Raw genomic sequence first — 24,211 nt, forward strand, 5'->3', positions numbered from 1 at the left:
GGTCGCGACGGACTCCGGTTCGGCCGACGCCCCCCAGACCGCCTATGACGACCTGCCCCCGTGGGAAGACGAACCGGCTCAGGCGGCGCCCCGCCCCTCGGCCGCCCGGCCGATCGAGCCCCGCGTCGCTGCGCCCAAGGCGCCCAAGGCCCGCAAGGACGACACAGACCAGCAGGCCTTCGACTTCGTTCGGCCAGAAGGCGCCTTCGACCTGCCGCCGCTGGGCATACTGACCAAGCCGGCCCAGCGCGTCGCCTCGGTGGACGAGCACTCGCTGAAGCAGAACGCCAAGATGCTGGAAGGCGTGCTGCAGGAGTTCGGCGTGCGCGGCGTGATCGACCAGATTCGACCCGGCCCTGTCGTCACACTCTACGAATTGGTGCCTGCTCCCGGCGTGAAACACGGCCGCGTCGTGGCCCTGGCCGACGATATCGCCCGCTCCATGTCCGCGCGCGCCTGCCGCATCTCGGTAGTCCAGGGCCGCAACGCCATCGGCATCGAACTGCCCAACGCCAAGCGCGAGACCGTCTATCTGCGCGACCTGCTGTCCAGCGCCGAATACGACAAGAAGGGTCACCTGCTGCCCCTGGCCCTGGGCGAGACCATCGGCGGCGAACCCTATGTCGCCGACCTGGCCCGCATGCCCCACCTGCTGATCGCCGGCACCACCGGCTCGGGCAAGTCGGTCGGGGTCAACGCCATGATCCTGTCGATCCTGTATCGCCACAGCCCGGCCGAGTGCCGCTTCATCATGATCGACCCCAAGATGCTGGAGCTGTCGGTCTATGACGGCATCCCGCACCTGCTGGCCCCGGTCGTCACCGATCCGAAGAAGGCCGTCGTCGCCCTGAAATGGACGGTGCGCGAGATGGAGGACCGGTATCGCCGCATGTCCAAGCTGGGCGTGCGCAACATCGCCTCCTACAACGAGCGCGCCCGCGAAGCCCAGGCGAAGGGCGAGCATTTCGAGCGCACGGTCCAGACCGGCTTCGACGATCAGGGCCGCCCGGTCTATGAATCCGAGAAGATCCGGCCCGAGCCCCTGCCCTTCCTCGTCGTGGTCATGGACGAGATGGCCGACCTGATGCTGGTCGCCGGCAAGGACGTCGAGGGCGCCGTCCAGCGCCTGGCCCAGATGGCCCGCGCCGCCGGCATCCACCTGATCATGGCGACGCAGCGCCCGTCGGTCGACGTCATCACCGGCACCATCAAGGCCAACTTCCCGACCCGGATCAGCTTCCAGGTCACCTCCAAGATCGACAGCCGCACCATCCTGGGCGAACAGGGCGGCGAACAGCTGCTGGGCCAGGGCGACATGCTCTACATGGCCGGCGGCGGCCGCATCACCCGCCTGCACGGCCCGTTCGTCGACGACAAGGAAGTCGAGGACGTCTGCAAACACCTGAAGGCCCAGGCCGAGCCCGACTATCTGGACCTGATCACCGACGAACCGGACGGCGATGCCGACGGGGCGATGGATGACGGGGGCGGCGGCTCCGGCGACGACCTGTATGACCGCGCCGTGGCCGTGGTGACGCGCGACCGCAAGGCCTCGACCAGCTACGTCCAGCGCCGGCTGCAGATCGGCTACAACCGCGCCGCCTCGCTGATCGAGCGGATGGAGCAGGAAGGCGTGGTCAGCCCGGCCAACCACGCGGGCAAGCGCGATGTCCTGGCCGGTCCGCCGCCGATGGCGTGACGCCGCATCGGAACAGGCGGCGTCCAGGCCCGTTACCCCTCCCGCTGCCGTCGCAAGCTTCAGCATTTCGATGAACAGGACTTCATCGGAGCGCCGGAATATGGTCAGGCTCGCGTCATTCCGACGCCAAGCCGACCGGGCAAGATGGCAGGATCGACAACCGTCCCGAACGGGAGACTGACTTCATGACCGCCCACGCCAAGACCCTCGCCCTCGCCCCCGCCGATTTCCAGCGCCGTCGGCTGCTGCTGGGCGCTGGCTTCCTGACCGGCCTTGCAGCGCTTGGCGTCTTCGATACGGCCCAGGCCCAGTCCAACCTGTCCGCCGAAGACCGCGCCGTGGTGCAGCAAGCTCAAGCCTATCTGCAGGCCCTGACCTCGGCCCAGGGGACCTTCGTCGAGACGGGTCCGGGCGGTCAACGTCGTGAAGGCCGTTTCTATCTGCAGCGTCCGGGCAAGATGAGGTTCGAATACACCAGTCCGGCCGGACTTCTGGTGGTGTCGGACGGCTACAACGTCAAACGCTATGACCCGCGCCTCAACAATTTCCAGCAGGTGCCTCTGGGCCGCACGCCCCTGTCCACCTTCCTGGCGCGCAATGTCCGTCTGGACCAGGGCGTCCGCATCGACCGTGTCACGCGGATGAGCTCCGGCGCCTTCGCGATCACCGCGCGCGATTCCGGTCGTCCCAACGACGGTGCGGTCGTTCTGGCCTTCGCCGGCGATCCGATGCGGCTGCATGAATGGACCATTACGGACGCACAGGGCGCCCGCACCCGCACCCAGCTGACAGCGCTTCAGCCGGCCTCGAACCTGGCTTCCAGCCTGTTTCAGCTCCGGGATCCGACCCGTCGCCCCGGTCGCAACTGAGTCTGGCTTCAAGGATCAACACTATCCGTCCGTTGCCGGATAATCACAGCCAAACATCAAATATGACAATTTGACCTTTTCTTTTTGCCGTGACATTAGAAGCACAGAGCGGCGGCGGCCGTTCTACCGCCTCGGATGCATCCCCCTCCCGGCGGCGAGAGAGACGATCACCTTTTATAAGCCCGGCCCGTAGCGGCCGGGCCTTTTTTATGCGCCGAGGCCTGCTATGGCGGGGCATGACCCTTCGCCTCGCCACCTGGAACATCAACTCCGTCCGCCTGCGCATCGACCAGGTCGCCCGGTTCGTCGCCGAACGCGCGCCCGACGTCCTGCTGTTGCAGGAGATCAAGTGCACGACCGATCAATTTCCGCGCGCCGCCTTTGAGGACATGGGAATGCCCCACCTGCGCGTGGCCGGCCAGAAGGGCTGGCACGGGGTGGCCATCGCCTCGCGCCTGCCGCTGGAGGACAGCGACACCTTCCAGGTCTGCAAACTGGGCCATGCGCGCTGCGTCTCGGCCCAGGTCGCCGGAATCGACGTTCAGAACTTCTATATCCCGGCCGGCGGGGACGTCCCTGATCGGACCCTGAACCCCAAGTTCGATCACAAGATGGACTTTTACGAACAGCTGACGGCCATCGTCGCCAGACAGGACAAGGCCCGCCCTCTGGTCATGGCCGGAGACTTCAACATTGCGCCGGGCGAAGGCGATGTCTTCAATCATCGCTACATGTCCAAGATCGTCAGCCACACGCCGATTGAGGTCGAGACCCTGAACCGGCTGCAGGCGACTGGCGGCTTCGCCGACGTGCTGCGGGACCGATTCCCCGAGCCGCAGAAACTGGCCAGCTGGTGGAGCTATCGCGCCGCCGACTTCCGCAAGTCCAACCGCGGCCTCCGCCTGGACCACATCTGGACCTCGCCGGGCCTCACCCCGGCCGTGGTCAAGGACACCGCCCGAATCCACGACGACGTCCGCGAATGGGACCGCCCGTCGGATCACGCCCCTGTCACGGTCGATCTGGACGTCTGACCCTCAATAGACGGGAAGCAAGCGTCCGCGGATCGCGGTGGCGGGCTTGGGGCGTCGGCCCAGAGCCTTGGCCGCCTTGGCCAGTCGGTCCACCGCCTGATCCAAGACCGGTTCGGGCAGGGTGTAGGGCAGGCGCAGGCGGCGTTCGAAGGCGCCGTCGACGCCGAAGCGAGGCCCCGCCGCCAGCCGCAGCCCCTCGGCCTCGGCTCGCACCACCAAGGCGGAGCTGATCGGCGCGGGCAGGCGGACCCAAAGCGACAGGCCGCCGGCGGGACGGGGGCAGGTCCAGTCGGGCAGGCGCTGGGCGAGCTGCGCACGCAAATGGTCTCGCCGCACTCGTAGAAGGGGGCGACGCACCGCCAGGGCCGCTCCACCGTCATTCAGCAGTTCAACCGCCGCCAACTGCTCCAGGATCGGCACGCCTAGGTCGAAACTGGCGCGGCTTTGGGCTAGGCGCTGGATCACCGCCCGGTCGGCGCGGATCCAGCCGATGCGCAACCCGCCCCAAACGCTCTTGGACATGGAGCCCAGCCGCACGACGCGCGGCGCATCGACGGCCGAGGCGCTGAGCGCGGGCGGTCCGCTGAGCGTCAGATCGACCAGGGTCTCGTCGAGGACCAGCAGGGTCTCGCTCCCCTTCAACCCGGCCAACAAACGCGACCGGTCGGGCGCACGCATCATCCGGCCGGTCGGATTATTATGATCGAGGACCAGATAGGCCATGGGCGCCCCGCTGCGCCGACAGGCCGAGACCAGACCCTCTACATCCCAACCATCCTCTCCCGCGTCGTCCGGCAGGGCCACGGGCGTGGCGCGTCCTCCGGCGGCCAGGATGGCGTCAATGGCCTGGGGATAGGTCGGATGGTCGATCACCACCGGATCGCCGGGCCGAACCGTCAGGCGCAACAGATGGACCAAGCCGTTGTGCGCCCCATGAGTGATCAGGATTTGGCCAGGCGACGTCGGCAGGCCTCGGCGGCGATAGCCGGCCGCGACCGTTTCGCGCAGCTCCTCCAGCCCGGCGGTTTCATAGCCGTGGCCGGGCAGGTTTGCGGGCAATCGCTCCAGCGCGCGAACATAGGCGGTGTGAACATTGGGGTCGGCGGGCAGGACTGCGGCCGTCAGGTCGATCAGGCCGGGTTTGGTTTCGTCGACGCCGGGGGCATGACGCGGACCAGGCCCCGCGGGAAGACTTGTCCGGGCCGCCGCCCCCTGTCCGCCGGTCAGAAAGCCGTCATCCCGAAGTCGGCCATAGGCAGCGGATACAGTCGTACGGCTCAAACCCAACGCCTGCGCCATTTCTCGCTCGCCCGGCAACCGAGTCGCCAACGGCAGTCGTCCGTCCAGGATCAGAAGTCTTACTGCGCCGGCCAGTTGGCGATAGGCCGCCCCCGCGCCCGGCGTGCGCCAGGAGCCGAGATGGCGTGTCAGGGAGACAGGACTGATGGATCGCGGCGACATAAGGCCAGAATGGCATAACTGGACCTTTTTTTAATAGCCAGTTTGTCGCAATTCGACGAAATGACCCGTCGCCTGATCCAATTGTTCGTCGGCCTGATCCTCTACGGCCTGTCCATCGCCCTGATCGTGCGCGCCGATCTGGGGCTGGACCCGTGGGACGTCCTGACCCAGGGCGTATTCGAACGGTTCGCCGGCCCGGCGGGTATCAGCTTCGGCCTGGTCGTCAACCTGATCGGTATGGCGGTGCTGGTCCTGTGGATTCCGCTGCGCCAGCGGCCAGGAATCGGCACTCTGGCCAATGTTCTGGTCATCGGCGTGGTGGCGGGGTTTGGTCTGGACTGGCTGCCGACAGACCTGGGCCTACCCGTCAGGGCCGTTCTATTAGGTGCAGGAATCCTGCTGAACGGTGTGGCCAGCGGCGCCTATATCGGCGCGGGTCTCGGTCCGGGGCCGCGCGACGGCCTGATGACCGGGATTTTCGCGCGCACCGGCTGGCCGGTGAAATGGGTCAGGACGACGATAGAAGTGATCGTGGTGGCCGTCGGCTGGACCCTTGGCGGATCCGTGGGCCTGGGCACAGTGGTCTACGCCGTCAGCATCGGCCCGCTGGTCCACGTCTTCCTGCCGATGTTCACGATCCGGACGCCAGCTGAGCCTCAGGGCTGCAAACGGTACCCGCCGGCGTCGGTCAGCAGCAGGCGGGCCTGGCCGGGTTCGGGCTCGATCTTCTGGCGCAGGCGATAGATATGGGTTTCCAGCGTGTGGGTGGTGACGCCGGCGTTGTAGCCCCAGACCTCGGTCAGCAGTTCCTCGCGCGACACGGGCTTGGCGCCGGCGCGGTAGAGGTATTTCAGGATGTTGGTTTCCTTTTCGGTCAACCGCACCTTCTTGCCCTTGGCGTCCATCAGAACTTTGGCCGCAGGACGGAACTCATAGGGGCCGATGGAGAAGACGGCGTCTTCCGACTGTTCGTGGCTGCGCAGATGGGCGCGGATGCGGGCCAGCAGGACGGCGAACCGGAAGGGCTTGGTGACATAGTCATTGGCGCCGGCGTCGAGACCCAGGATGGCGTCGGCGTCGGCGGCCTGGGCCGTCAGCATGATGACCGGGGTCGAGACCCCGTCCTTGCGCAACAGGCGGCAGGCCTCGCGGCCGTCCATGTCCGGGAGATCGACGTCCAGAAGGATCAGGTCGGCGCGGATCTCGCGACCCATGCGGACGCCGTCCGTAGCGGTCGCGGCCTGCTGGGTCTTGAACTCCTCGTGGAGGTTCAACTGCTCGGCCAAGGCCTCGCGCAGGTCGTCGTCGTCGTCGATGATCAATATGGTCTTGGGCGTGGGCATGTTCAGACAATGGCGAGGCTTGGCCCCCGCGCCAAGGCTTGGGGGTGCGAATTCACGTCGGGTTACGGCCTAGAGGCGGTTTAAGGTCGATTTCGTTCCCCAAACAACGCCGTTCCCACCCGGACATGGGTCGCGCCGCAGCGGATCGCAGTCTCGTAGTCGCCGCTCATCCCCATCGACAGGACCGAAAGGCCGTTGCGTTCGGCCATGTCGCGCAGCAGGGCGAAATGCGGTTCGGCCTCCTGATCCGCAGGGGGAATGCACATCAGACCCTCGACCGTCAGGCCGTAGGTCCGGCGCGCCGTCTCGATCAGGGCGGCGGCGGCCTCGGGCAGGACGCCGGCCTTTTGCGGCTCGGCGCCGGTATTGACCTGAACCAGAACGCGCGGCGATCGGCCGCGCTTCTGCGCCGCCTCGGCCAGGGCGCGGGCCAGCTTCTCGCGGTCCAGGGTCTCGATCACGTCGAACAGGACGACGGCGTCCTCGGCCTTGTTCGTCTGCAGGGGGCCGATCAACCGTAGCTCCAATCCGTCCAGACCCGACAGCCGTTCGGTCCAGCGCGCCTGCGCCTCCTGCACCCGGTTCTCGCCGAACACCCGCTGACCCGTCGACAGGATGGCGTCGATCGCCTCATCCGGCTGGGTCTTGGAGACGGCCGTCAGGGTCACGGCGGCGGGATCTCGCCCGGCGGCGTGGCAGGCCGCGTCGATCCGGGCGCGGACGGCGGCGACCCTTTCGGCGATGGACGGGAAGGGCGAAGCGGGGGAAGAAGAGGTCATGATCCTGCCGGCCGGTTACAGCGACGACGCGCGCGCGCTCTGGGATGCGGCGACCGCTCTAAACCGCGCCGCCGCCGCTGTCAGCCCGAGCGTCGCCCGTTTGCCGCCGCTGCTGTTCTTCACCGACCCGGACCGCACGTCCCGCCCGTGGGAGACCGCGGCCCGTCTTCCGGCCGGATCGGGGGTGGTCTATCGCGCCTTCGGGGCGGCCGACGCCATCCAGACGGGCCGTCGGTTGCGGGAGGCGACGCGGGGCGCCGGGGTGAAACTGCTGGTCGGGCGAGACGCTGATCTGGCGGAGACGCTGGAAGCGGACGGGCTGCATCTGCCCGAGCGCGAGGCGAGACAGGCGCGATCGGTTGGCCGGGCTCATCCCGATTGGTTGCTGACCGCCGCCTGGCATGGGGGCCGGCCCATGACCGAAGGTCTGGACGCCCTGGTTCTTTCGCCGGTGTTTCCGGCCGGCGGCGCTTCGGCGGCAAAGCCCGCCATGGGCGTCGCCGAATTCGGACGATGGATTCGGGATGTCGATCTGCCGGTCTATGCCCTGGGCGGGATCGGACCGGATAATGTCGCGTCCTTGACGGGATCGGGGGCCTGCGGACTGGCCGGGGTGGAGGCGATACAGTCCGCCTTCCGTAGTTGAGCCCGTCTCGACGCTTCGCAGAAGCCGCGCCGTGGGCGTCGATCGCGAATCAGAAGTTGAAGATGGTCTCGAGCCGCACACGGGGCTGGGTTCGGCCATTGGTCTCAGGCGCCCGGGCCGGATCCGCTTCGCGCGACGCTACAGCGGCGGCGGCGCCGACGCGCAGACGATCGTTCAGACGGTAATAGGCGCCCGCCTCGACATCGCCCCAGTCAGTCTCGCGCCCGACCGGTTGGTTCAGATTGAAATCCAGACCCCACCGGCCCTGGTCGTTCAGGCGCAGACCGCGACGCTGTTGCGACGGCGCATTGCGCTGGGCGGCCTGGGCTTCCGACAGGGTGACGCTCGGCGCGCGAGTCGGCGCAGCGTTCTGGGCAAGCGCCGGCGCAGAGACGGCGAGCGCCATCGTCGCAAAAATCACAGCCGAGACATCGCCGAAACGCATTCTGAACCCTTTGAACGCCCTCGAGTGAAGACGTCCTACCCTGAACCGACCTTATATGGTCGTGGACGCCGCGATTAGACACCGGGGGTCCGCCCGGTCAACGCAACGTGGTCTTGATGTCGGGGTTCCGCTGCATTGTTGCAGTGCGATGTGGCTCAAGCGTCACGGGATTTGAGCCAAATGGAGCGTTGCTGTCAGCGACCTGTCACGGAACGGCGCAACTCGTATCGCCGCTGGGCCGCACTTCGCCTTGTCATCGCCCCTTTTGCCCGTGTTATAGAGCCACGCAGCGGCGCGAACTTACGCGCGGCGCCCTGCGCGCGTGTGGGCGAGGGCCTTCACGTCCCTGAGTTTACGGAGACTTCCTTGATGAGCCTCAACAAGGCCCTGGTTCGCGGCGTCGCCATCGCCCTGGTCTCGGGCGTCGCCCTGAGCGCCTGCTCGAGCATCCCCTTCGTCGGCGGCGACAAGAAGACCCCCAAGACGAACGTGCAGCAAGGCATCGGCGTCAACGGCTATCTGTGGCGCGCCTCGCTCGACACCCTCAGCTTCATGCCGCTGCTGACCGCTGATCCCTGGGGCGGCGTGATCAACTACGACTGGTACACCAATCCCCAGACGCCGAACGAACGCTTCAAGGCGACCGTCTTCATCCTGGACACCCGTCTGCGCGCCGATGCGCTGAACGTCACGGTGACCAAGGAAGTGAAGGGCGCGGACGGTCAATGGACCGCCGCTCCGGTCGCCGCCCAGACCGAGGCGGACCTGGAAAACGCCATTCTGACCAAGGCGCGCCAACTGAACCTGTCTAATGCGGGCTGAAGGCCCGCATTAGTTCCTTTTTAGGCGCTACCGCCCTTCGGGCTACTTGAGCGCGACGCGCTCAGGCGTTTGTGGGACGCATTACTTCTTGGGCGCTGTCGTCCTTCGGGCTAGTGAGCCGGGAGGGCGGCAGCGCCCTTTTGACTTCAGGACGACCGTGGCCCGTTACGAACCCAAGACCGCCGAACCCCGCCAACAGGCCCGCTGGGCCGAGGCCTCCGCCTTCGTGACGAAGGACACCGGCCGGCCGAAATACTATGTGCTCGAGATGTTCCCCTATCCGTCGGGCAACATCCACATGGGCCACGCCCGCAACTATGTGATGGGCGATGTGGTGGCGCGGTCCAAGCGCGCCCAGGGCTATGATGTTCTGCACCCGATGGGCTGGGACGCCTTCGGCATGCCGGCCGAGAACGCGGCCATGGAACGCGGCATCCACCCCAAGGGCTGGACCTACGACAATATCGCCCAGATGCGCGACCAGCTGAAACTGCTGGGCCTGTCGCTGGACTGGTCGCGCGAGTTCGCCACCTGCGACCCGGAATATTACGGCAAGCAGCAGGCCTGGTTCCTGGAGCTGTATCGGCGCGGCCTGGTCTATCGCAAGGACGGGGTGGTCAACTGGGACCCGGTCGACAACACCGTCCTGGCCAATGAGCAGGTGATCGACGGGCGCGGCTGGCGTTCGGGCGCGGTGGTCGAAAAGCGCAAGCTGAACCAGTGGTTCCTGCGCATCACCGACTATGCCGACGACCTGATCGACGGTCTGAAGACCCTGGACCGCTGGCCCGAGAAGGTCCGGCTGATGCAGGAGAACTGGATCGGTCGGTCCAAGGGTCTGCAGATGACCTGGAAATGGGCGGGCGAAGCGCCGGCGGCTTCGCCTGACGGTCTGGAAATCTACACCACCCGCCCGGACACGCTGTATGGCGCGTCCTTCATGGGCATCGCGCCGGACCATCCCATCGCCAAGGCCCTGGCGGAGGCCGACACGGCCGTCGCTGACTTCGTCGCCAAATGCCGTGCCGGCGGCACGTCCCAGGCCGACATCGACCAGGCCGAGAAGATCGGCTGGGACACGGGCCTGAAGGCCGTCCATCCCTTTACAGGGGCGGAAATCCCCGTCTGGATCGCCAACTTCATCCTGTCGGAATACGGCACGGGCGCCATCTTCGCCTGCCCGGCCCATGACCAGCGCGACCTGGACTTCGCCCGCAAATACGGCCTGCCGGTGATCCCGGTGGTCCGCCCCGAGGGCGCCGGCGACGACTTCGCTGTGGGCGACGAGGCCTATACTGGTCCCGGCGCCATCTTCCATTCCGACTTCCTGGACGGCCTGGACATCGAGGCCGCCAAGGCCGAGGCGGTCCGCCGCGTCGAGGCGGCGGGCACGGGCAAGGGCGCGACCATCTATCGCCTGCGCGACTGGGGCGTTTCGCGCCAGCGCTATTGGGGTTGCCCGATCCCGATCATCCACTGCCCGTCCTGCGGGCCGGTGGAGGTTCCCGCCGATCAGTTGCCGGTCGTCCTGCCCGACGACGTGACCTTCGACGTGCCCGGCAATCCGCTGGACCGCCATCCCAGCTGGAAACACGTCCAATGCCCGTCCTGCGGCCAGGACGCGACGCGCGAGACCGACACCCTGGACACCTTCGTCGACTCCAGCTGGTATTTCGCCCGCTTCACCGACCCGACGGCGGCCGAGCCGATCAACACCGAGGCGGCGAACCGCTGGCTGCCTGTGGATCAGTATATCGGCGGGGTCGAGCACGCGGTGCTGCACCTGCTGTACGCCCGCTTCATCACCCGCGCCCTGTCGGACGCCGGCATGCTGTCGGTGAAGGAGCCCTTCGCCGGCCTGTTCACGCAAGGCATGGTGGTCCACGAGACCTATCGTCGTGAGAACGGCCAGTGGGTCGAGCCTACCGACGTCGAGCTGACCAATGCTGACGGCGTCCGCTCCGCCCGCCAGCTGTCGACCGGCGAGACCCTGGTGATCGGCGACATCGAGAAGATGTCCAAGTCCAAGAAGAACGTCGTCGCGCCTCAGGAAATCCTGGAGAGCCACGGCGTGGACGCCGGCCGTCTGTTCGTCCTGTCCGACAGCCCGCCTGAGCGGGACGTGCAATGGACCCCCGGCGGGGTGGAGGGCGCCAGCCGGTTCGTGCAGCGCACCTGGACCCTGTTCGACGCCTATGACGCGGCCTTCGCGGGCGAGGACAAGGCCAACGCCGAACTGCTGCGCGAGACGCACAAGGCGATCAAGGCGGTGTCCGAGGGCGTGGAGGGCTTCCGCTTCAACTCGGCCATCGCCAAGCTGTACGCCTTCGTCGCCACCGTCCGCGACAGCGCCCAGGCCGGCGGCGACGCCAAGCGTCAGGCCCTGTCGGCCCTGGCCCGCCTGATCGCCCCCTTCACCCCGCACCTGGCCGAGGAATGCTGGACCCAGCTCGGCGAAGACGGGATTGTTCTGGACGCGCCGTGGCCCGTGTGGGACGCTGCGCTGGCGGCCGACGACGAGGTGGTCCTGCCCATCCAGATCAACGGCAAGCGTCGCGCGGAAATCCGCGTGCCGCGCGGCATGGAGCCCGCCGAGGTCGAGGCCATGGTTCTGGCCGACGAGACCGTGCAGGCGCGGCTGGAGGGTCTGAGCGTGAAGAAGATCGTCGTGGTCAAGGACCGGATCGTCAATCTGGTGGCCGGCTGATGCGGGGCGCGGCGGCCTTTGCGGCTCTGACTGTGCTGGGGGCGTCCCTGGCGGTCTCGGCCTGCGGCTTCACCCCGATCTACGCCGAGCCGGCCATGGGGTCGTCCCTGCGCAGGATCGCCGTATCCACTCAGGATGACCGTCTGGGCTATCGTCTGCGCGAACAGCTGGAAGACGCCCTGGCCTGGGATCAGTCGGCCACGCCCCTGTATCGCCTGACGACACAGGTCGAACAGAGCCGCCGCTCGCTGGGCCGTCGGATCGACGATACAGCCACCCGCTACGAACTGACGGTCAAGGCCGCCTGGACCCTGACGCCGGCGGCAGGCGGAACGCCCGTCACCGGCGTGGAGACCGTCACCACCACCTATGCGACCGCCGACCAGCCCTATGCCGCCATCGCCGCCCAGCAGGACGGCGAGGAGCGCGCCGCGGCGGAACTGGCCCGCCTGATCCGACTGGACCTCATGCAGGCGCTGTCGAACCGGTGATCCTCGCCAAACGCCCAGAGATCGATCGCTTTCTGAAGGCGCCCGATCCGGCCATCCGGGCGGCCGTCATCCACGGCAAGGACCGGTCGGGCGTCGCCGAACGGGCGGAGATCCTGTGCCGCGCGATCACGCCGGACCTGAATGATCCGTTCAACGTCACGGTCCTGACCGACAGCGACATCGACAGCGACGAAAGCAAGCTGGAGGAGGCCCTGACGGCCATGTCCCTGATGGGCGGGCGTCGTCTGGTGCGGATCCGTCTGTCGGCGCTGAAGCCCGGGGTGGACAAGGCGGTCGCCGCCGCCGTGAAGATCCATGCCGAGGGCGGCTATAATCCCGACGCCATGCTGGTGGTCGAGGCCGACCAGCTGGGCCGGGAATCCGCCCTGCGCAAGACCGCCGAGAAGGAGGCCGGGGCCGTCGGCATCGTCTGCTACGAGGACGAGACCGGCGACATCGCCCGCATGACCCGCGAGGCCCTGGCCGCCGACAAGGTGGGGCTGACGGCGGACGCCCTGGACCGGTTTGTCGGCCGGCTGCCGCGCGAGCGGGGCCTGATGCGCCAGGAGATCGAGCGCCTGGCCCTGTTCATCGGCCCCGGCTCGGGCCGGACCATTGATGTCGAAGAGCTGGAGCAGCATCTGGGCGTCGAACCCGACGCCTCCCTGTCCGATGCGGCGCTTCAGGCCTTCGGCGCCCGGCCCGGCCCGGCCCAATCGGGTTTGAGACGGGCCTTCGCCGAGGGTGAATCCTCGGTCCTGGCCGTGCGGTCCGCCGCCCTGCACCTGGGAAGGCTGCGCCGGATCAATATCCCGCAGGCCAATGGAGCGGGGGCCAAGGAGGCGGCCAAGGCGGCTGGGGTCTTCTGGAAGCAGGAGGCAGAGATGCTACGCCAGGCCCGGGCCTGGCGGCTGGAGGCGCTGGACGAGGTGCTGGACAGTATCAACACCGCCGACGTCGCCACCAAGACGACCGGAATGCCGGATCAATTGATCGCCGAACGCCTGCTGCTGGAAATCGCCGGCCGCGCGCGCAGGCTCGGTCTTTAACGTCCCTCCTCCCGCGAAACGGGAGGAAACGAAGCCTCAGCCCCGCTTCGAAGCCTTTCGGAAGGCCGGTTGGGCCATGGCGACATTCCGCGCCGACACGCTCTTTTCCTCAGCCTTGGCGCCGACCTGGGCGTTAAAGCCATGACCCGCCTTGGCCTTCTTGGCGGCCAAGGCCTGTTTCAGTTTGTCGGCGGCGGAGGGGGCGGTTTCGTCGGTCATGGATTGATCCTAGCACGTCCTCGGCGATGAGTCTGGCGTCTCAGGCGCGCATCAGCCGCCGGCAAAGGTCGTCCAACTGTTCCAGCGAGCCGTAGCGGATCGTCAGTTCACCCTTGCCGCTGCGGTCGTTCAGCTGGACATTCAGGCCCAGAGCGTCGGCCAGATCCTGTTGCAGGGCGGCGACATCGGCCGCCCCCTCCCCGCCCTCGGCCGGCTTGGGCTTGACCGGCTTGGGGCCTTCCGCCGCGCGCCGCGCCAGGGCCTCGACCTGACGCACGTTCAGCCCTTCATTGTAGGCCTGTTCAGCCAGGGCGGCGGCGTGGGGCGCGGTGATCAGGGCGCGGGCGTGACCGGCGGTCAGCTTGCCGTTTCGGACGTACCAGAGCACTTCCTCCGGCAACTGCAGCAGCCGCAGAGTGTTGGCGATGTGACTGCGGCTCTTGCCGACGATGCCCGCCACCTGGTCCTGGGTGCGGCCGAACCGTTCCATCAGCACCCGATAGGCGTCGGCCTCTTCCAGCGGATTCAGGTCGGCGCGCTGGACGTTTTCGATTATCGCGACTTCGAACACCTCGACGTCGTCCATTTCGTGGACGACGATCGGTACCTCGGTCAGCCGAGCGGCCTGGGACGCACGCCAGCGGCGCTCACCGGCGATGATCTGCCAGACCCCGTCCTCGCCGCGCTGCGACCGGACCAGAATGGGTTGCAGCACACCCTTGTCGCGGATCGAGGCCGTCAGCTCTTCCAGATGTTCCTGGGTGAAGATCTTCCGCGGTTGATCAGGATTGGGCTTCAGGCTCTCGATCGGCACGCGTTGAACGCCCGAAGGCAGGGTCGCGCCCGCCGCCGTCGGCGCTTCGACAGCCTCGCCCATCAGGGCCGAAAGACCCCGTCCAAGACCTCTTTGTCGTTCAGCCAAGATACTGTTCCGTTTCTTCTTTTAAACTCGTGTACCGGTCGGTCGGGATCAGGCGGCCAGCTTCAGCCGCTGGCGTTCGCGCTTCACCACTTCCTTGGCCAGACGCAGATAGGCCTGGCTGCCCGCGCATTTCAGATCATAGATCAGGGCCGGCTTGCCGAAGGACGGCGCCTCCGCCACCCGGACGTTGCGGGGAATGACGCTGTCATAGACCTTGTCGCCGAAATGGGCCCGCACGTCATTGGCCACCTGGCCCGACAGGGCGCTGCGGCGATCATACATGGTCAGAACCAGACCCTGGATTTCAAGGGCGGGATTCAGGCTTTGCTTGACCATGTCGATGGTCCGCATCAGCTGGCTGAGCCCCTCCAGAGCGAAGAACTCGCACTGAAGCGGCACCAGGACCGCATCGGCCGCCGCCATGGCGTTCAGGGTCAGCAGGTTCAGAGAGGGCGGACAGTCGATCAACACATAGTCATACGCGGTAGGGCCGTGATCATGGGCCCGCAAGGCGTCGCGCAAACGATAGGACCGACGGTCGGCCTGGCTCAATTCGATCTCGACACCGGACATGTCGGCGTCGGCCGGCACGATCCACAGGCCGGGCACTGTCGTCTGCACGGCAGCGTCATCGACTGAGCGCTGATCGACAACCACGTCATAGATGGTGACGCGGCGTGTTTCACGTGGAACACCCAGACCGGTCGAGGCATTGCCCTGGGGGTCCATGTCCACGATCAGCACGCGCTTGCCGATGGCGGCCAGGGCGGTGCCGAGGTTGATGGCGGTCGTCGTCTTGCCCACGCCGCCCTTCTGGTTGGACACGGCGAGGACGCGGGCAGGCAGTTTGTTAGTGCTTGGGGCGGGCACGTCGAACACTCCGGACTGTCACGATGCGGCCGCGCGGGTCGCTTTGCGACGGGGCCAGTTCAGCGTCGAGATGCCAGGATTTCCGCGCCTCAATCAACTCGGATTCGGCCTTCTCCCCCTTCAGGAACAGACCTTGTGCACCCCTTTGGAAGTAGGGCTGTGCATAACCCAGCAATCGCTCCATCGGGGCGACGGCACGGGCGGTGACGATATCGCATTTGACCGTCTGCTCCTCCGCCCGACCGTTGATCACGGTCGCCGGCAGATCCATGACATCGACGATCTCCTGCAAGAACCGACACCGTTTCCCGAGGCTGTCGATTAGCCAGACATGCGCATCCGGAGCGTCCTTCAACAGAATAGCCAGAACCACGCCCGGGAACCCCGCCCCAGCGCCGAGATCAGCCCAGGTGCGGGCCACAGGCGCATGGGTCAACAGCTGGGCGCTGTCCCAGGCATGGCGGTTCCAGAAATCCGGGAGACTGTCCGGGCCGACCAGATTCATCACCGAATTGGCTTTACTCAGCCGGATACGGAAATCTTCCAGATCCGCCATCTGCTGCGGCGTCGCGCCGGCCTTGCCCTGAAAGAGGGTCTTTTCGGCATTCAGCATCAGGCCGCCACCCCTCCCTGGACCGAGGTCTTGGGCGCCCTCTTCACATGCGCCAGCAGGGCCGTGAGAGCGCCAGGCGTCATGCCCTCGATCCGGCCCGCCTGGCCGAGGGTGCGGGGCTGCACTCGCGCCAGCTTTTCCTTCACTTCATTTGAAAGACTGCCGATGGCGGCATAGTCGAGATCGGTGGGCAGAAGCAGGCCCTCTTCGGTTCGCAAGGCCTCGGCGTCGATCAATTGCCGGTCGAGGTAGTTGGCGTAGCCGGCGTCTATTTCCACCTGCTCGCGCACCTCGGCGTCCCAGGAGGCGACGACCGGATGGGTCTGGACGAAATGATCCAGCGTCACATCAGGAAACGCCAACAGTTCCCGCATGGAACGCCGTCTGCCATCCGCGTTGACTGGAATTCCAATGGCGTTGGCTTCCTTCGGCGTGAACAGGGTTTCACGTGAAACAATGCCGGCCTCGGACAGTTTTTGGGCCTTAAGCTCAAAACGCTTCCGGCGCTCAGGTCCGACGATCCCAAGCGCAATTGCCAGCGGCGTCAGTCGCTGATCGGCGTTGTCCGCCCTCAGGGTCAGCCTGTACTCGGCCCGGCTGGTGAACATCCGATAGGGTTCCGTCACCCCCCGCGTCACCAGATCGTCGATCATCACACCGATATAGGCCTGGTCACGGCCCAGGATCACCGGCGCATCCCCCCCAGCCGTGCGGGCCGCATTCAGGCCGGCCATCAAGCCCTGGGCCGCCGCCTCCTCATATCCCGTGGTGCCGTTGATCTGGCCGGCCAGATAGAGACCCGGCCGCTTCTTGACCTCAAGGGCGGGGCTCAGCTCGCGTGGATCGACATAGTCGTATTCGATGGCGTAGCCGTAGCGGAACACCTCCACCGCCTCCAGGCCGGGGATGGTCCGAAGGAACGCCAACTGGGTCGGTTCCGACACCGAAGTCGAGATACCGTTGGGATAGACGGTGGGATCATCCAGACCTTCTGGTTCCAGGAAGATCTGATGGCTCGTCTTGTCGGCGAACCGCACGACCTTGTCCTCGATCGACGGGCAATAGCGGGGTCCACGGCCCGACAGCTTGCCGCCATAGACCGCGCTCTCGCCCAGGTTCTCGGCGATGATGCGATGAGTTTCCTCACTCGTATGGGTAACGCCGCAAGCGATCTGCGGCACGTCGATCCGGTCCGTCATGAAGGAAAAGGCGGACGGCGTTTCGTCCGCCTGCTGCATCTCCAGCCCGTCCCAGGCGATGGTTCGTCCGTCCAGCCGCGCCGGCGTTCCGGTCTTCAGCCGCCCCATCATCAGGTCGGCCGCGTGAAGATCAGCGGCCAAACCGGTCGAGGGATCCTCGCCGTGACGGCCTGCCGGAGTTCTTTCATCGCCCCGGTGGATGACGCCGTTCAGGAAGGTGCCGGTCGTCAAGACCACGGCCCCTGCCCTCACCCTCTCCCCGGTCCCGGTCGTCACGCCGACCACGCGATCGCCGTCCAGGATCAAACCCTCAGCCGTTCCCGCCATCAGGCTCAAGTTCGGCGTCCGGGCCAGCTCCGCCTGCATGGCTTCGCGGTACAGACGGCGATCGATCTGGCTCCGGGGACCGCGCACGGCCGCGCCCTTGGACCGGTTCAGGAGGCGGAACTGGATTCCTGACACGTCCGCCAGACGTCCCATGATCCCGTCCAACGCATCGATCTCACGCACCAGATGGCCCTTGCCCAGGCCGCCAATGGCGGGATTGCACGACATTTCGCCGATGGGTTCCAGCTTCTGGGTCAGCAACAGAGTCCGCGCGCCAGCACGGGCTGAAGCGGCAGCGGCTTCACAACCGGCGTGACCACCGCCGATGACGACAACGTCGTAGGAAATCTCGATGGGGGAGTTCATCCCCGCCACATAGTCCAGTTGGACGGTTTTCGCTACACCACAGACCGGCGCCCGGTTCGACGATCGGTGGTATTACCTAAGGTGTTTCACGTGAAACACCGGTATTACTTGCCGATGCAGAAGGTCGAAAACACCTCGCCAAGGATATCTTCAACCCCGATCGCCCCCGTCACCCGCGACAGGGCCTCGGCCGCACGCCGCAGGTCCTCGCCGGCCATCTCTGGCCCGGCATCCAAGGCACGCCGCCCGGCCTCCACCGCCTCCAGGGCCTCATTCAGGCGCAGACGGTGACGCTCCCGCGTAACCGCCGGAAAATCGGCGCCCGATAGATCCTGCGCCAGCCGCGTCGCAATCCAGTCGTGCAGAAGCAACAGACCCTCCCCACTGCGGCTGCTGACCTCGATTCGGTCGAAGCCCCCGCTTGGAACAGACCCACCGAGGTCGGCCTTGTTCGCCACGACCAGATCGCCTGGTCTGGCATAGGCCGCCGCCACGCCATCGAGATCGCCTGGCGCCCTGACCCAAAGACGCAGATCCGCCTGTTCGGCCCGCATCCGCGCCCGCCGCACGCCTTCCGCCTCGACAGGATCAGCGCTCTCTCTCAGGCCCGCCGTGTCGGACAGGGTCACGGCATAGCCGCCGATCACCAGGTCGGCGTCCAGCACATCCCGCGTCGTTCCGGCGATGGGCGTGACGATGGCCGCTTCACGTTCGACCAGGGCGTTGAACAGCGATGACTTGCCGGCATTGGTTTCGCCGATCAGGACGATGCGATAGCCGTCGCGCACCCGCTCGCCCCGTCGCCCCGTATCCACGGCGCGCCGCAAATCCTCGGCCAAACGGTCAAGAACCGGTCCGGCCGTCCGGGCCAGATTGTCGGGTACGTCCTCATCCGGAAAATCGATCTCCGCCTCGACCAAGGCCATGGCGCGGAGCAGATCCCGGCGAAAGCCCGCATAGGTCTCGCTGAGCTTCCCGTCGAGCTGGCCCAGGGCCTGCCGCGCCTGGGCGGCCGTCTCGGCGTCGATCAGGTCAGCCACCGCCTCGGCCTGGGCCAGGTCCATCCGCCCGTTCTGGAAGGCGCGGCGGGTGAACTCCCCCGGCTCGGCCGGCCGTACGCCCAGAGCGATCAGGGCGCCGCTGGCCGCTTCCACGACCGCCCGGCCGCCATGCAGATGGAGTTCGGCGGAGTCCTCGCCGGTATAGGAATGAGGCGCGACGAACCGAAGCACCAGGGCCTGGTCGATGTGGTCGCCGGCGTAGGCCAGGTCTCGTACCGAGGCCATTCGAGGCTTCAATCGAGTGGCGCCAAGCGCCGTCAAGGCCGCATCAACGCCCGGCCCCGACAGACGCATGACGGCGATGGCCCCACGTCCGGGCGGCGTCGCAAGCGCGAAGATCGTATCTTGCATCATCGAATTATGCCTCCTCCCCTCCGGTCGGGAGGAGACGCGGCGTCTTCATTTCACCGCCGCGTCCATCATTCTGCGGAACTGGTCCTGGGCCTGAAGGCCGAAGCTCGTCCAGGTCTTCATCAATTCGTCGGGCTGCATGGCGGCGACATTGGCCTGCATCCGCTTCTGCATCTCGGCGACCATGGCGTCGTTCAGCGGCGTGACGTCCGGCAGCCCCAGGAAGGCGCGCGCCTCCGCCGGGGTGCAGTCCACTTCGACATTGACCTTCATCGAACCGTCTCCTGTTTCACGTGAAACGTCCGAAGACGGATCAGGTGTTCATCGACTGGAAGAAGTCCGAGTTGTTCTTCGACTGGCGCAGCTTGTCGAGCAGGAATTCGATCGCGTCCTGCGGACCCATGGGGTTCAGGATGCGACGCAGGACATAGGTCTTGGCCAGCTGATCCTTCGGCGTGATCAGGTCTTCCTTGCGGGTGCCGGACTTCAGCACGTCGATGGCGGGGAAGATGCGCTTGTCGGCGACCTTGCGGTCCAGCACGATTTCCGAGTTGCCGGTGCCCTTGAACTCTTCGAAGATCACCTCGTCCATCCGGCTGCCGGTGTCGATCAGGGCCGTGGCGATGATGGTCAGCGACCCGCCCTGCTCCACATTCCGCGCGGCGCCGAAGAAGCGTTTCGGCCGTTGCAGGGCGTTGGCGTCCACGCCCCCGGTCAGCACCTTGCCCGACGACGGGACGGTGGCGTTGTAGGCGCGGCCCAGGCGGGTGATGGAGTCGAGCAGGATCACCACGTCCTTCTTGTGCTCGACTAGGCGCTTGGCCTTTTCGATCACCATCTCGGCGACCGCGACGTGGCGCGTGGCCGGCTCGTCGAAGGTCGAAGCCACGACCTCGCCCTTGACCGTGCGCTGCATGTCGGTGACTTCTTCCGGCCGTTCGTCGATCAGCAGGACGATCAGGATGACTTCCGGGTGGTTCTTCTCGATCGACTTGGCGATGTTTTGCAGCATCACCGTCTTGCCGACGCGCGGCGGCGCCACGATCAGGCAGCGCTGCCCCTTGCCCAGCGGCGCGACGATGTCGATGACCCGGCCCGACCGATCCTTCAGGGTCGGATCCTGAATCTCCATGTGCAGCCGCTCTTCGGGATAGAGGGGCGTCAGGTTGTCGAACAGGACCTTGGTCTTGACCATCTCGGGGTCTTCGAGATTGATCGTGTCGACCTTCAACAGGGCGAAATAACGCTCGCCTTCGCGCGGCGCCCGCACCGCGCCATGGACGGTGTCGCCCGAGCGCAGGCCGAAGCGGCGGATCTGCGACGGCGACACATAGACGTCGTCCGGTCCCGGCAGATAGTTGGCGTCCGAACTGCGCAGGAAGCCGAACCCGTCGGGCAGGATCTCCAGCACCCCGTCGGCGATGATTTCCACTTCCTCGTCGGCGAGGGCCTTCAGGATGGCGAACAGCAGGTCCTGCTTGCGCAGGTTGGAGGCGTTCTCGACCTCCAGCTGTTCGGCGAAGGCGACCAGGTCGGCCGGCGTCTTCTCGTTCAGCTCAGCCAGGGTGATCCGGCCGTTGGCGACGACGGGTTCGCCGTCGTCCTCGTCGTCGGCCGTGGTGTCCACGCCGGAATCCGCACCAGCGACGTCGCCGGCTTCGTGTTCGTCCCCGTGATGCGTGGGGGTCTGGACCTCGAGGTTTTCGGTCTCGGGGGCGGTGGGATCGGTGTCGCGGACGTCGGTCATGGTACAGGCTCGCAGGCGCGCGCAACGGCATGTCGCGGCGTCATGTCTCTGAAAATGTCTGGCCGAGAGGCCGAAGGGAGGCGCGGCGGGCTCCCGCTGGTCAAAACCTGCAGGCGTCGCGAAGAGAGAGGGACCGCCGACGAAACGCCGAACGGTTCACTGTCAGCGGAACCACAGGCGGCGGTTCAGGTCAAGCGGAGCCGCTCAACCGAACGTCCATTCGGTCGTTACCGAGAGCACCATGACGATGGCCAGGACAAACGGAACCTCGTTCGTCATCCGCCAGAACTTGCCCGAATATTTCGACGTCCCCGCCGCAATCTTCTTCCGCTGCGCCGCCAGGAAGCCGTGCCAACCGCTCAACAGAAACACCCCGATCAGCTTGGTGACCATCCAGGGCTCAGCCAGAAACGCCGCGCCGCGCGCCGAGACGTCGATATGGATCAGCCACAGCCCGAAACCCCAGGCCAGGATCATGGCCGGATTGACGATGATCCGCAGCAGCCGCGTCTGCCACAGCCTCAGCAAGGCCTGCATCTCGCTGCGCAGCGGCTCGGGCTTGGCGTTCTGTTCGACGTCATAGGCATACAGCCGCGGCAGGAACAGCAGGCCGGCCATCCAGGCGATCACCGCCAGAATGTGCAGGCCGCGTGCGAGGTCATAGGGGTTCATGCCGCGTGTTTCCCTTTGCGATACGGACAGGCCTTCCAGTCCGCCTTGCAGCCCTGACCGAACGGGGCGACGCCCGTCCGACCCAGGGCGCCGACGGCCGCATCGGCCAGAGCGTCGATGAACGGGGGGGCGATCCCGACGGCCGGCGCCCGCAGATAGAGACTTACCCCTTTTTCGTGGGCCAGTTCTCCATATTCGATATCCAGCTCCACCAGGGTCTCGATATGTTCGGAGACAAAGGCGATGGGGGTGATGACCACGCCCACCCCGTCCGCGCCGGCCTGGGCGATGGCCTCAGGCGTGGACGGGCCCAGCCATTTCATCGGCCCGACCCGGCTCTGGTAGCAGAGGGCGTGGTCGATGGGGCCCCGGTCGCGCTCGATGGCGGCGACCACCGCGGCGACGGTCGTTTCGACCTGTTCCTGATAGGGGTCGCCCTTGCCGCTGACCAGTTTCTCGGGGATGCCGTGGGCCGAGAACAGGACCCGCACCGGCCCCTCGCCCGCTTCGTCCAGCTTCGACCCGATGGCCTGGGCCTGGGCCTCGACCCAGCCCGTAGCGCTGGGATAGCAGCAGACCGCGCGACTGACGCCAGACCCGGCGTAGGTCTCATTCCAGATTTTCAGCGAGGATTCGGTCGTCGTGGTCGAAAACTGGGGGTAGAGCGGCAGCAGGACCACCTCGTCGGGTCCAAAAGCCGCCACCTCGACCGCCGTCTCCTCGGTGAACGGCCGCCAGTAGCGCATGGCGATGAAGACCTGGACCTCGTCTCCGGCCAGACGTGCGTTCAACTCGGCCTCCAGGGCCTCAGCCTGGCGGCGCGTGCCCGGCAGCAGGGGCGAACCGCCCCCCATCAGGGCGTAGTTGGCCTGGGCGCTGGTCTCGCGCCGGCTGGAGATCAGCTTGGCCAGGGGCGTGCGCAGAACGCCCGGCAGACCGATGATGGCCGGATCATTGAACAGATTGAACAGGAACGGCTTCACCGAGGCCTGATCATCCGGTCCGCCCAGATTGAACAGCACCACCGCGATGCGGCGGCCTTTCAGAGTTTGGGTCATTGGGCGCCGATCCGTTTCAGAACCCGTTCGACATGGTCGATGGGCACGTCCGGCAATATGCCATGTCCCAGGTTGAACACCCATGGCCCCTGGCCCCAGGCCTCCATCAGTTGATCCACGCGGCGATCCAGCCGTTCGCCGCCGGCGCGCAGCAAAAGGGGGTCCAGCGCGCCCTGGATCGGCTTGATCTGCTGCACCCGTTTGCCGACCTCCAGCGGGCAGGCGGTGTCCAGGGCGACGGCGTCGACCTCGACCTCCTCCGCATACCGCTCTGCAAGCGCCGCAGAGCCCCGTGGGAAGCCGATCAGGGGCACGGTGACGCCCAGCTCCCGCGTACGCCTCACAAGCGCCTGATGGGGCTTCAGGACCAATCTTTCGAACAGGTCGTCCGGCAGGCCCTCGGCCCAGCTCTCGAAGATCTTCAACACCTGGGCGCCGGCGTCGGCCTGCATCTTCAGATATCGGGCCGTGGCCTCGACCAGAACCTCCAGGGTTTCGTCGACCCGCCTGGGATCGGCATAGGCGTAGGTCCGGGCCTGGGCGCGCTCGCCCTTGCCGATGGTCCGGTGCTCGCCGTCCAGCATATAGGTGGCCACCGTCCAGGGCGCGCCGGCGAACCCGATCAGGGCGCGTTCCGGCTCCAGGGCCTTGCGCACGATCGACAGGGTCTCGCCCACGGCCGACAGATGCTCGCCCGCATCCGGCGCCAGTTCCGCCATCCGACCGGGAATAGGCATTTCGCCCAATCGAGGCCCCTCGCCCGTCTCGAACCAGACGTCCTGGCCCAGCGCGCGCGGGATCAGCAGGATGTCGGCGAAGACGATGGCCGCGTCGAAGCCGAACCGACGCATCGGCTGAAGCGTCGCCTCGGCCGCCATCTCGGGGTTCAGACAGAAGGCGATGAAGTCCGGCGCCTCGGCCCGGAGCCGTCGGTATTCGGGCAGGTACCGTCCCGCCTGGCGCATGAACCAGACCGGCGGACGATCCAGCGTCTCCCCTCGGAGAGCCCGGATCATCAGGGGCGTCTGAACGTCGTTCTGGGTCGGATCGGTCATGCCGGACGATTAAGGTCACAGGCCCCCGCTCTCAATCCCTAATCAGATTAAGAATTAAAAGATTCGAAGTGGCAGGTAGGACGGTGGAACGGCGGGGACGGTTTGGCCGACGCCAGCGGAACAAAACCGGATATCCACGCCGCGCCAAGGCTTACCGGGGATGTCGAACAGCCCTATCCCCTCGGTGGACAATCCCTAATGAAACCTTAACGCCCAAGGCTTTGCGGGGGTCCGGGGCTGTGAACGGGGTTAAGCGACGTTAACCTTCCATTAGGATTTTCCACAGCCAAGCCCAAACCTGTTGTCCGCCTTGGGATGAACCATCCTCGAACCGAAGGCGCCGTCCACCGTCATCCCCGCTCGCCGCCTTGTCGATGACCCGCTAAGGAGAACGGCGCCCTGACGA

The 24,211-nt window shown here is 66.4% G+C and carries 24 protein-coding genes; 9 read left to right on the forward strand and 15 right to left on the reverse strand.

The features are described from left to right. From ER13_RS08220 to ER13_RS08230, 3 genes are all read left to right on the forward strand, one after another. Positions 1-1,699, forward strand: a 1,699-nt coding sequence (locus ER13_RS08220; protein WP_052005002.1) for a DNA translocase FtsK, incomplete at its 5' end; no start/stop codon positions are given. Positions 1,700-1,884: 185 nt separating this feature from the next. Then, positions 1,885-2,568: an outer membrane lipoprotein carrier protein LolA gene (locus tag ER13_RS08225; protein ID WP_035308304.1), complete on the forward strand. Its 684-nt coding sequence runs from the start codon at positions 1,885-1,887 to the stop codon at positions 2,566-2,568. A gap of 236 nt (positions 2,569-2,804) precedes the next feature. Further along, on the forward strand, positions 2,805-3,602 hold the full coding sequence (locus tag ER13_RS08230; RefSeq protein WP_035308307.1) for an exodeoxyribonuclease III: 798 nt from the start codon (positions 2,805-2,807) through the stop codon (positions 3,600-3,602). A gap of 3 nt (positions 3,603-3,605) precedes the next feature. Here ER13_RS08230 and ER13_RS08235 read toward each other — a convergent pair whose 3' ends face one another. Then, positions 3,606-5,063 (reverse strand): PLP-dependent aminotransferase family protein, encoded by a 1,458-nt coding sequence (locus ER13_RS08235; RefSeq protein ID WP_008263786.1) that lies wholly within the window; start codon positions 5,061-5,063, stop codon positions 3,606-3,608. A 42-nt stretch (positions 5,064-5,105) separates the two neighbouring features. On the opposite strand from ER13_RS08235, the gene ER13_RS08240 reads away from it, so the two are divergent. Further along, positions 5,106-5,807, forward strand: coding sequence for a YitT family protein (locus tag ER13_RS08240; protein ID WP_197019752.1), 702 nt, complete (start codon positions 5,106-5,108; stop codon positions 5,805-5,807). On the opposite strand, the gene ER13_RS08245 is transcribed toward ER13_RS08240, so the two are convergent. Next, on the reverse strand, positions 5,720-6,406 hold the full coding sequence (locus ER13_RS08245; protein WP_008263939.1) for a response regulator transcription factor: 687 nt from the start codon (positions 6,404-6,406) through the stop codon (positions 5,720-5,722). The genes ER13_RS08240 and ER13_RS08245 overlap by 88 nt on opposite strands. Positions 6,407-6,486: 80 nt before the next feature. After that, entirely contained in the window at positions 6,487-7,185 is a 699-nt protein-coding gene (locus ER13_RS08250; protein ID WP_035308310.1) for a YggS family pyridoxal phosphate-dependent enzyme, read from the reverse strand. Here ER13_RS08250 and ER13_RS08255 point away from each other — a divergent pair. Further along, positions 7,184-7,831, forward strand: a complete 648-nt coding sequence (locus ER13_RS08255; protein ID WP_035308312.1) for a thiamine phosphate synthase — start codon at positions 7,184-7,186, stop codon at positions 7,829-7,831. The two genes, ER13_RS08250 and ER13_RS08255, sit on opposite strands and share 2 nt — an antisense overlap. A gap of 49 nt (positions 7,832-7,880) precedes the next feature. Here the strand turns inward: ER13_RS08255 and ER13_RS08260 are convergent, their stop codons facing one another. Then, positions 7,881-8,276, reverse strand: coding sequence for an NtrZ family periplasmic regulatory protein (locus ER13_RS08260; RefSeq protein WP_008262093.1), 396 nt, complete (start codon positions 8,274-8,276; stop codon positions 7,881-7,883). A 369-nt stretch (positions 8,277-8,645) separates the two neighbouring features. On the opposite strand from ER13_RS08260, the gene ER13_RS08265 reads away from it, so the two are divergent. From ER13_RS08265 to holA, 4 genes are all read left to right on the forward strand, one after another. Further along, positions 8,646-9,098 (forward strand): DUF3576 domain-containing protein, encoded by a 453-nt coding sequence (locus ER13_RS08265; protein WP_008259790.1) that lies wholly within the window; start codon positions 8,646-8,648, stop codon positions 9,096-9,098. 157 nt (positions 9,099-9,255) lie between these two features. Further along, the gene (gene leuS / locus ER13_RS08270) at positions 9,256-11,805 is read left to right on the forward strand and encodes a leucine--tRNA ligase (RefSeq protein ID WP_035308314.1); all 2,550 of its coding nucleotides are present in this window, start codon (positions 9,256-9,258) and stop codon (positions 11,803-11,805) included. After that, the gene (gene lptE, locus ER13_RS08275) at positions 11,805-12,296 is read left to right on the forward strand and encodes an LPS assembly lipoprotein LptE (protein ID WP_035308316.1); all 492 of its coding nucleotides are present in this window, start codon (positions 11,805-11,807) and stop codon (positions 12,294-12,296) included. The genes leuS and lptE overlap by 1 nt, the downstream gene beginning before the upstream one ends. Then, on the forward strand, positions 12,293-13,345 hold the full coding sequence (holA, locus tag ER13_RS08280) for a DNA polymerase III subunit delta (RefSeq protein ID WP_035308319.1): 1,053 nt from the start codon (positions 12,293-12,295) through the stop codon (positions 13,343-13,345). Before lptE ends, holA begins: the two co-directional genes overlap by 4 nt. Positions 13,346-13,381: 36 nt before the next feature. Here holA and ER13_RS08285 read toward each other — a convergent pair whose 3' ends face one another. The 11 genes from ER13_RS08285 to hemE form a co-directional block, all read right to left on the reverse strand. Then, a complete protein-coding gene (locus tag ER13_RS08285) occupies positions 13,382-13,564 on the reverse strand; it encodes a hypothetical protein (RefSeq protein WP_035308321.1) in 183 nt (60 codons plus the stop codon). 40 nt (positions 13,565-13,604) lie between these two features. Beyond that, positions 13,605-14,486, reverse strand: a complete 882-nt coding sequence (locus ER13_RS08290) for a ParB/RepB/Spo0J family partition protein (RefSeq protein ID WP_197019753.1) — start codon at positions 14,484-14,486, stop codon at positions 13,605-13,607. Between the two features lie 48 nt (positions 14,487-14,534). Next, positions 14,535-15,332 carry a ParA family protein gene (locus ER13_RS08295; protein ID WP_035308345.1) on the reverse strand — a complete coding sequence of 266 codons (798 nt, stop codon included), beginning with the start codon at positions 15,330-15,332 and terminating at the stop codon, positions 14,535-14,537. Between the two features lie 4 nt (positions 15,333-15,336). Further along, positions 15,337-15,969, reverse strand: coding sequence for a 16S rRNA (guanine(527)-N(7))-methyltransferase RsmG (rsmG, locus tag ER13_RS08300; RefSeq protein ID WP_035308325.1), 633 nt, complete (start codon positions 15,967-15,969; stop codon positions 15,337-15,339). After that, a complete protein-coding gene (gene mnmG, locus ER13_RS08305; RefSeq protein ID WP_052005003.1) occupies positions 15,969-17,861 on the reverse strand; it encodes a tRNA uridine-5-carboxymethylaminomethyl(34) synthesis enzyme MnmG in 1,893 nt (630 codons plus the stop codon). The genes rsmG and mnmG overlap by 1 nt, the downstream gene beginning before the upstream one ends. Positions 17,862-17,965: 104 nt before the next feature. Next, positions 17,966-19,273 (reverse strand): tRNA uridine-5-carboxymethylaminomethyl(34) synthesis GTPase MnmE, encoded by a 1,308-nt coding sequence (mnmE, locus tag ER13_RS08310; protein ID WP_035308346.1) that lies wholly within the window; start codon positions 19,271-19,273, stop codon positions 17,966-17,968. 48 nt (positions 19,274-19,321) lie between these two features. After that, positions 19,322-19,546: a DUF6489 family protein gene (locus ER13_RS08315; protein WP_035308330.1), complete on the reverse strand. Its 225-nt coding sequence runs from the start codon at positions 19,544-19,546 to the stop codon at positions 19,322-19,324. A gap of 40 nt (positions 19,547-19,586) precedes the next feature. Beyond that, a complete protein-coding gene (gene rho / locus ER13_RS08320) occupies positions 19,587-21,020 on the reverse strand; it encodes a transcription termination factor Rho (protein WP_008263632.1) in 1,434 nt (477 codons plus the stop codon). A 204-nt stretch (positions 21,021-21,224) separates the two neighbouring features. Beyond that, entirely contained in the window at positions 21,225-21,692 is a 468-nt protein-coding gene (locus ER13_RS08325; protein WP_035308333.1) for a CopD family protein, read from the reverse strand. Further along, on the reverse strand, positions 21,689-22,750 hold the full coding sequence (gene hemH, locus ER13_RS08330) for a ferrochelatase (RefSeq protein ID WP_035308334.1): 1,062 nt from the start codon (positions 22,748-22,750) through the stop codon (positions 21,689-21,691). Before hemH ends, ER13_RS08325 begins: the two co-directional genes overlap by 4 nt. Next, positions 22,747-23,805, reverse strand: a complete 1,059-nt coding sequence (hemE, locus tag ER13_RS08335; RefSeq protein WP_035308336.1) for a uroporphyrinogen decarboxylase — start codon at positions 23,803-23,805, stop codon at positions 22,747-22,749. Before hemE ends, hemH begins: the two co-directional genes overlap by 4 nt. Between the last annotated feature and the right edge of the window lie 406 nt (positions 23,806-24,211).

The organism is Brevundimonas sp. EAKA, from assembly GCF_000698025.1.
Lineage (GTDB): Bacteria > Pseudomonadota > Alphaproteobacteria > Caulobacterales > Caulobacteraceae > Brevundimonas > Brevundimonas mediterranea_A.